The 6,634-nt window shown below is 44.5% G+C and carries 5 protein-coding genes, 1 rRNA gene and 1 pseudogene; all 7 read left to right on the forward strand.

All coding sequences use genetic code 11. The features are described from left to right. Positions 1 to 114, forward strand: a pseudogene (locus KJS58_RS24485) (IS30 family transposase); the annotation flags it as partial. Between the two features lie 358 nt (positions 115 to 472). Further along, positions 473 to 2,914 (forward strand): nitrite reductase large subunit NirB, encoded by a 2,442-nt coding sequence (nirB, locus tag KJS58_RS24490; RefSeq protein WP_213536297.1) that lies wholly within the window; start codon positions 473 to 475, stop codon positions 2,912 to 2,914. A gap of 20 nt (positions 2,915 to 2,934) precedes the next feature. Beyond that, on the forward strand, positions 2,935 to 3,300 hold the full coding sequence (locus tag KJS58_RS24495) for a nitrite reductase (NAD(P)H) small subunit (protein ID WP_213536298.1): 366 nt from the start codon (positions 2,935 to 2,937) through the stop codon (positions 3,298 to 3,300). After that, a complete protein-coding gene (locus KJS58_RS24500) occupies positions 3,293 to 4,126 on the forward strand; it encodes a uroporphyrinogen-III synthase (protein ID WP_213536300.1) in 834 nt (277 codons plus the stop codon). The genes KJS58_RS24495 and KJS58_RS24500 overlap by 8 nt, the downstream gene beginning before the upstream one ends. A 68-nt stretch (positions 4,127 to 4,194) precedes the next feature. Continuing rightward, positions 4,195 to 4,353: a hypothetical protein gene (locus KJS58_RS24505; RefSeq protein ID WP_213536302.1), complete on the forward strand. Its 159-nt coding sequence runs from the start codon at positions 4,195 to 4,197 to the stop codon at positions 4,351 to 4,353. Between the two features lie 58 nt (positions 4,354 to 4,411). Then, positions 4,412 to 5,506 carry a pectinesterase family protein gene (locus KJS58_RS24510; RefSeq protein ID WP_213536304.1) on the forward strand — a complete coding sequence of 365 codons (1,095 nt, stop codon included), beginning with the start codon at positions 4,412 to 4,414 and terminating at the stop codon, positions 5,504 to 5,506. A 1,000-nt stretch (positions 5,507 to 6,506) separates the two neighbouring features. Further along, positions 6,507 to 6,634 (forward strand): 16S ribosomal RNA (locus tag KJS58_RS24515); the annotation flags it as partial.

Raw genomic sequence — 6,634 nt, forward strand, 5'->3', positions numbered from 1 at the left:
TGTGATGAAGAATTGGAACATGCCCTCCATCTCATTAACAACAGACCAAGAAAATGTTTAGGATGGAAAACAGCCCACGAATCTTTTGAGTATGAAGTGTCGCACTTGGATTGACAATCCGTCATATAAAAAAACTAACTTATTAATTAAAAGAATAAAAGAGACTATAACATTAACATTCCGAGGAAGAGGAAGCTATTTGAACGGGTAGAACAAGATAATTAATCAGTTAAAGCAGCTTCGGACTAACCGAAGCTGCTTTTTCCATGCGAAAGCTGGAGGAGAGACATCGAGTTACCATAATATGAATCATTTAGTTGAATTTAAAGTAAAAGGGTTTCTTTTATAACTTTCTTTTCTTATGATGGAAATAGAGAAAATCTGCTAAAAATGGTTCGATTATACGTATGATGTTTAGTAGGTTACAAGTTCTCTTTGCATGGATAGGAATATATATTGAGGAGGTTTCTGCATGGTGAAAGTACAAGAACGTCGGCATCTAGTCTTAATTGGCAACGGGATGGCTGGGATCAACACGGTGGAACAGATATTAAAACTGGCGCCCAGCACCTACAGGATCACCGTATTTGGGAGCGAGCCTTATCCCAACTACAATCGTATTCAATTATCGTACGTGCTAGAGAAGAGTAAAGCAGTAGAAGACATCATTCTGAACGACTGGGATTGGTATTTAGAGAACGAAATAGAGCTGTATACGGGAACGACTGTAACGCATATTGATACGGAACAAAAAATCGTGAAGGCAGACAATGGTATAGAGGTTCCATATGACGCGCTCATTATTGCAACCGGTTCCAACCCGTTTATGCTTCCGGTTCCAGGAGCGGATAAAGAAGGAATTGTAGGTTTCAGAGACATCGCAGATTGCCAGAATCTGCTGCATGCAGCAGATCAGTACAAGAAGGCTGCTGTTATTGGCGGGGGCTTGCTCGGCTTGGAGGCAGCCAAGGGGCTGCTTAAACTGGGGATGGATGTGACAGTAGTCCATCTGTTTGAGGAGATAATGGAACGCCAGCTTGATCATACCGCTTCACTGATGCTTCAGGCAGAGCTGGAAAGCCAGGGCTTGAAATTTGCTACCGGCAAACAGACCGAGGAGTTTCTGGGTGATGACCGGGTCAGCGGTCTTCGTTTTTCCGACGGAACGACGCTGGATGCGGAATTCGTAGTTATGGCGGTGGGAATCAGGCCAAACATTGCATTAGCCAAGGAAAGCGGCATTACGGTTAATCGCGGTATTCTTGTGGATGATTATATGCGTACTTCAGCACCGGATGTATATGCGGTAGGGGAGTGTAACGAGCATCGGGGCACTACATATGGGCTCGTAGCTCCGCTGTTTGAGCAGGGGGCTGTTCTTGCGAAGTATCTGTGCGGAGTGGATACGAAGCCGTATGAAGGATCTGTGGTATCTACTCAGCTGAAAATATCTGGCGTAGACGTGTTCTCCGCTGGTGAGTTTATGGATGCAGAAGGGCTGTCTATTGTGCGGATGCATGATGACTGGCTACGTATTTACAAAAAAGTGCTGCTGCGCGGCGGACGGATCGTCGGCGGTGTTCTGGTTGGTGACGGAAAGGAATCCTCCAGACTGCAGCAATGGATTCGAACAGGCACCGTGATGACAGAAGCCATTCATAATGCGATTGTGGGGCAAGCCTCGGTCGAAACCGAGAATACGGCCGCAGAGCTGGCGGATGAGGAAATCGTATGCGGTTGTAATGGTGTGACGAAGAAACACATTGTGGATGCCATTAACGAAAAAGGATTAACCACGGTGGAAGAGATCAAGGTGGCAACAAGTGCATCGCGTTCTTGTGGAGGCTGCAGGCCTGTCGTAGAGCAGATTCTTCAATATGTGCTCGGGGATAAATATGATTCAGCGGCGGCGAAACAGGAAGCAATCTGTTCCTGTACCAAACTGAGCAGAGATGAAGTTGTGACGGCCATTAAAGAAAAGGGGCTGATCACATCTAAAGAAGTAAGGTATGCGCTGGAATGGGATAATCCGGAGGGCTGCTCCAAATGTCGACCTGCGCTGAACTACTATCTAGGTATGATCTGGCCGGCTGAGCATGTGGACGAGAAGGATTCACGTTTCGTGAATGAACGTATGCATGCGAACATCCAGAAGGACGGAACATTTGGCGTTGTGCCGCGGATGTATGGCGGGGTAACCACACCAGATGATCTCAGACTTATTGCGGATATTGCGGTGAAATACAACGTTAAGCTGGTTAAGGTAACCGGTGGTCAGCGGCTTGACCTGCTTGGGGTCAAAAAGGAGGACCTGCCGAAGATCTGGAAGGACCTTGGCATGCCGTCCGGTTATGCGTATGCAAAGGCGCTGCGCACGGTCAAGACCTGTGTGGGATCGCAGTTCTGCCGTTTTGGCACGAAAGATTCGATGGGAATGGGAATATTGCTCGAGAAGAAATTCGAGCGGTTAGATATGCCAGCCAAATTCAAGCTTGCTGTAAACGGCTGTCCTCGTAACTGCGCAGAGTCATCAACCAAGGATATTGGGATCGTCGGCAATGAGGGGGCTTGGGAAATTTATGTTGGCGGTAATGGCGGGATTAAAGCCCGACTTGCAGAACTGCTGTGCAAGGTACGTACAGATGAAGAACTTCTGGAGATTGTCTCCGCTTTCATGCAGTACTACCGGGAGACAGGCAAATACTTGGAGCGGACCTCAGATTGGATCGAACGGATAGGACTTGACTCCGTCACCGAAGCTGTAGTTGGTGATCTGGATAACCGCCGGGCTTTGGCGGAGCGAATGGAGGTCGCCCTGGCGCAGGTGAAGGAACCTTGGAGTGAAATTCTGAATAATTCAAATTTAAGGGAACGGATGTTTGAAGAGATTAGTGTCTCCACGAAACAGGACTAGAAATAGGAAGGGGCTGCAAGATGGAACCGATATTGAATAGAGACGAATATACGTTTTACCTGGTTGGCAATGTCGATGATTTCACGGAGAGATTGGGACGGGTTGTGCGCTTGGGCAAGGAAGAAATTGCGGTATTTAAGACAACGGACGGACAAATCTATGCACTTGAGAATAAAAGCCCTGGGCCGCGCGGAGGCACGATTGCAGAAGGAATTATATCTGGGGAGGTCCTGTTCGACCCGATCTGTGACTGGAAAATTTCGCTGACGGATGGTCAGGTGCTAGATCCTGATACGGGTCAGGTTCGGACCTATCCGGTTCATGTTCTCGGTAACGAGGTACGAGTTGGATTACTTATGAATGAGGGAGGGTTGTTCCATGAGTAAAGATCTTCAGAACAAAAAAATTGTCATTGCCGGGTCGCAAAAGACGGAAGAAATGGCTGAAATTATTGAACGAAGAGGTGGAGTCCCCCTTGTCCGATCACTTCAGGGATTAACGGATTCTGATCCGATTGAAGTGGAAGAGGATGTAAAGCGTTTTATCCAGCAGGGGGCAGATTGGTTTATTTTCACGACAGGTATTGGATTTGAAGCCATGATTCAGGCTGCAGAGAGACTTAACGCCGTATCTGAATTTGAAGAGAGATTGAAAGAAACCAAAATTGCCTGCCGCGGTTACAAAACAAACGCCTATTTAAAGAAATCCGGTATTCATCCGGTCGTCTGTGATGACGATGGAACGATTGCTAGTATGATCGAAAAGCTTGAAGTGTTTGAATTTACCAATCAAAAGGTATGGATTCAGCTTCATGGCGAGTTGTCTTCGCAGTTATATCAGTTTATCCAAAGCAAGGGCAGCATGGATGTTCAGGCCGTACTGCCTTATCGTTATCATGCTCCTGAGCAGGAGACGCTTGCAACGCTTATGAATGAACTGATTCAGCGAGAAGTGGATGCCGTTTGTTTCACGACAAGAGTTCAAGTCGGATATTTATTTGATTACGCGAGAGAACATGGACGTGAAGAAGAGTTGAAATCCGTCTTTGAACAGGATGTACTGGCTGCCGCTGTCGGCAAAGTAACGGCTGAAGCACTCCAGGATAAAGGAGTAAGCCGGATTATCGTGCCCGAAAAAGAACGAATGGGTGCTTTAATTGTAGAGATCGCGCATTATTATGAAGGTCAGCAAAGTGAAGTAAAGGCAGATTAAAAGCGGAGAATACAACATCTAGAGTAAAGGTTGGAATACAAAAGCTGTCCCACTCAGTGTGTTAGCGAGTGATGACAGCTTTTTTTATAAAAAAAATTGTGCTCTCCATTGTACGAATGGTGTCTAAACTGGCTATTCAGGCCGCAGAACTAATCGTATCGTTGATCCGTGAAGAAGAGGTGGATTATCCGATCGTAATCCAACCGCAGCTAAGTCACCGTAATTGAACGGCAGTATACCGGGGAGAGCTGTTTGATTAATAGCGACTCTAAGAAGAGGTGAGATATGCAGATACACAAAAGCGCATCTGGTCTGAATAAAAGTGAGGAAGAAGCTAAGAAAAAGCAGGCGTCAAAAGGCTGTCCATCTCGTCACTATACTGTCGCTCAGGATGGAAGTGGTGATTTTTCTACCATACAGGCTGCGATTAACGCGGTGCCGGACAATGCTAGTGATGAGTCGGAGATCCGGATTAAGCAAGGTGTTTACTATGAGAAGCTTCATATTGAAAAGCCTAAGATCCATCTAATCGGTGAGGGGGCTGAACAAACGGTTATTACTTATGACGATTATGCGTTGAAGGAGTTCCCTGACGGGGAGATGTATCATACTTTCCATTCATATACGGCTTTCATTGGAGAAGATGATTTCACAGCAGAGGGACTTTCCTTCGTGAATTCTGCTGGTCCCGGCAAGGATGTTGGGCAGGCCCTTGCCATATACGTGGATGGGGACCGTGCAGCCTTCCGAAGTTGCCGCTTTATCGGGCATCAAGATACAATTTTTACCGGACCGCTCCCGCCGCAGCCCATTGATCGGAGCTTTTTCGGGGGACCGCGCGATGGCGCAGAACGCCGAAAACTGCGTCAGTATTATGAGGATTGTTATATTGAAGGTGATGTTGATTTTATTTTTGGCTCGGCTACGGCTGTATTTAAGGGCTGTGAAATCTTTGCCAAGAATCGTTTATCTAATATTGCAGCAGTAGAGAACGAGGTGAATGGCTGGATTACAGCGGCCTCTACACCGGAAGGTGTCCGTTATGGTTATGTATTCATGGATTGTACGCTGGAGAGTAATGCTCCTCCGCAATCGGTATACCTCGGCAGGCCGTGGCGAAATCATGCCAAAGTGTGTTTCCTGAACTGCTGGATGGGTGCTCATGTGAAACAGGAGGGCTGGCATAACTGGAACAAAACGGATGCAGAATCTACCGCATTGTTTGCTGAATTTAATAGTACTGGTCCGGGAGCTGGGAGTAAAACTGGGCGGGTCTTCTGGGCTACGATGCTGACTGAGGAGGAAGCATCTGAGTATACGGTGAATCACATTCTATCCGATAGCGATGACTGGCTTCCCTTCAGTCAAGCTATAAAATAATGAAATGGAGTAGGACCATGTAATTATGTTTGATTAGATCAGTAGCCAAGGGGATTGGATTTATCGTTTAAATATAATAGTAAGAAAACAAGCCAAACTAATACGTAGAGATTAGATCTATAATGATATTCTTAGTGTAGTAAGCGCGGGATGGTCCTGCGCTTTTTGTTTTTCATAGAGGAGTCACTAATCGAGGTTTCTGACATTAAAAATTGAATGCCTTTGGTTATTTGATAAAGTGATTTTTCTCATGAAAATATCTAGTATAGGAAAAACTACTTAATTGTCGTTTCCTGAGGGCTGCGATCTAATGAATAAAAGAACTGTTTGTATTTGAAGATGATAATTTGATCAGGAGTTTTTTACTATGTAGATATGTGCATCTTCAATCACTTTGATATTTGAACTGAGGTTCTAAATTATCAATTAATGATATCCTCTAATAAGTGTACAGATGGAGAGTTGAGTATTAATTTTCATGCATAGAAAGAAGGGGAACTTTATATCTAATAACAAACTTAGTTATTATTGCTTCATACCAGCTAAGAATTCTGTTTTAATAGATATAAATTAACTATATTCATATGGGATAATTTACAATTAGAAAAACACTGTTCATTATGATATATTACTTATGTTCTCTTAAGAAAGAGACAAGACAATTACAATGTGTATCTGATGCAGTAATTAAGATATTCAATTCATTGTGATTAATGGTTTTTATTACCAGTTGAATATGTTTTTGAAATATGATAGATTATAAATCCGGTCGGAAAACGCCGTGAAGATTGATCTTTGAAAACTGAACAACGAGGAGTTTTACGTAAGTAAAACTCGTGAGTGAATTAATACAAGTTTCATTTGTTGGTCATAACAAATGAAATAGAGAACTTTTAAGTTCTCGTCAGCATTTTCTAAATGAGCTTATCGCTCTCAACGATGTACTGAAGGTTAGATATTTTCTTGAAGTAATTCAAGAAGTATTTGACTCGAAAAATCTATATTGGAGAGTTTGATCCTGGCTCAGGACGAACGCTGGCGGCGTGCCTAATACATGCAAGTCGAGCGGAGTCAATGAGAAGCTTGCTTCTTTGAGACTTAGCGGCGGACGGGTGAGTAACACGTAGG

The organism is Paenibacillus sp. J45TS6 (assembly GCF_018403285.1).
Classification (GTDB): Bacteria; Bacillota; Bacilli; order Paenibacillales; family Paenibacillaceae; genus Paenibacillus.